This is a genomic window from Phascolarctobacterium succinatutens YIT 12067 (assembly GCF_000188175.1).
Classification (GTDB): domain Bacteria; phylum Bacillota; class Negativicutes; order Acidaminococcales; family Acidaminococcaceae; genus Phascolarctobacterium_A; species Phascolarctobacterium_A succinatutens.
On record NZ_GL830867.1, the window covers coordinates 1 to 1,832 of the forward strand.

Consider the following 1,832-nt stretch of genomic DNA (forward strand, 5'->3'; position numbering starts at 1 on the left):
GAAGAAATTTGCGCAAAACTATTGACAGTACCGACTTCCAACCTGAGCCACCAACACCCAACCATCCTTTTCAATGAGCTTGATAATGTCTTGCATGTCATCACTCCTTGGCTTTATTATATTATACGTACTGAATACGTACAAGCCTTAGATACACAAAAAGAGGACGGTGCGCACCGTCCTCTTTTCATTTATGCATATGCGATTTTTTGCTTTTCAGCAGATTGACGTAAAGTCAAATTAGAAAGTGAATACCAGTTGGCTCCACAGAGTTTGAGCTTCGCGGTTGCCTTCTTTTTCCTCCAAATCATAGTATTCTACTTGACCAACGATATTTTTAGCAAAAGCATAGTTAGCTGCTACACTATAGCCCTTGAAACCAAATATATCATTAGCAACACCATTCATGGTGTGGTGAACATAAGTAGTTGCACCTTGGTCATAGTATTTAGCAACTAATCCCCAAGAACCTGGTTCAACAGCTTTAGCACCTTTGTAAGAAGCAGTTACTACATAACCGTCATCATCTACAGAAGCAGTAGCTAATTTGTCTTCACCTTTAAGATAAAGAGCGCCTAATTTGAAATTTTTGTCAAATGCATAGTTTGCACCCAAAGCCCAAATGGTTGCATCTTCAGCAAAATGAACATCTTTATCACCTAAGTGAACAGGTCTGCCCATGTAATCAAAACCCCATGCTTCAGCATGTGCATCAGCTTCAATATCTTTAAATTCATAGTAACCAGCAGTCAGGTTCAAAGCACCTACTTTACCAGTTAATTCTGCATAATAAACTTCATTAGAATCATTTTTTACAGTGAAAGAAGAGTTAGAGCTAAAGAAGTTATCAAATCTAACGTTAGCAGTAGTAGTAGCAACTGCAGACGGGGTAGCTTTACCATAACCAGCAGTTAATTTAACATCGCTACCATAGGAAGCTTGAATTCCGTCAAAACGGTTATCATACACATTACCTTCAGCTAAAGCCTTATTATAACGACCAGCTTGAACAGCTAAACCACCAACACGACCATTTACATAAGCACGTTGGAATTTGGTAGTTTCATCGCCAGCATTATTTTTCAGATCTTGGCTATTTTCAAGCATGCCAGTATAAGTCCAATCTTCATTGATTTGTCCGTTTACCCAAATACGGGAACGCAGAGCAGTCTTGTAACCATTGAAGTCATCATTAGTATCGGTATAGTGATAACGAACTTCACCAGTGATTTTAACGTTGTCAGCTTTTTTCTCCAGGTTAGCAACGCGAACGCCCAGGTTGTCCAGTTCATCAGCGAACTCAGCAGCCAGTTTATCAACGTTAGCACCTTTTGCCATTGCTTTAGCAACGATTTGAGCCATTTCATAACGGGTCATCAGCTTGTCGCCACCGAAGGTGGAGTCGCCGTAGCCTTCGATTACGCCAGCAGCAGCCAGTTTGTTGATGCTGTCATAAGCCCAGTGGCCAGCAGGTACATCAGAGAACGGATTTGCAGCATAAGCAGAAGCGGTTACGCCCAGTGCCATAGCCATAGCGAGTACTAAGGATTTTTTCATTGTTGTTTCCTCCTCAGGAAGTAGCAGTATTATCAGACTGCCAATATTATATTTTTACAAATCACCTTCCGGAGTCTCCCGCAAATTCCGCTCAAGAGTTGCCTTGTTTCCTCTGTCATCCTTTGCCGGTTTTTCCATCGCAATGATTTATAAAGCAATAGTTATCAGTAAGAAAACCACATCTTTTTCTTGCCGATAGTTGCATTATACCATACATCAACATTTAGCGCAAGTTTTTTTCTGTTAATGGCCGCGTCAGTTTACTGTAGGAATCA

The 1,832-nt window shown here is 40.7% G+C and carries 2 protein-coding genes; one reads left to right on the forward strand and one right to left on the reverse strand.

Annotated features, from left to right (window positions below):
• On the forward strand, positions 1–228 hold a 228-nt coding region (locus HMPREF9443_RS10965), incomplete at its 5' end, for a hypothetical protein (RefSeq protein WP_009145070.1).
• 12 nt (positions 229–240) lie between these two features.
• Here the strand turns inward: HMPREF9443_RS10965 and HMPREF9443_RS03200 are convergent.
• Complete coding sequence (locus HMPREF9443_RS03200) at positions 241–1,557, reverse strand: S-layer homology domain-containing protein (protein ID WP_009145071.1); 1,317 nt, start codon at positions 1,555–1,557, stop codon at positions 241–243.
• Positions 1,558–1,832: the final 275 nt, after the last annotated feature.

Coding starts and splice junctions, on each gene's coding strand:
- HMPREF9443_RS03200 (WP_009145071.1), bottom strand. CDS start 1,557: ATGAAAAAATCCTTAGTACTCGCTATGGCTATGGCACTGGGCGTAACC.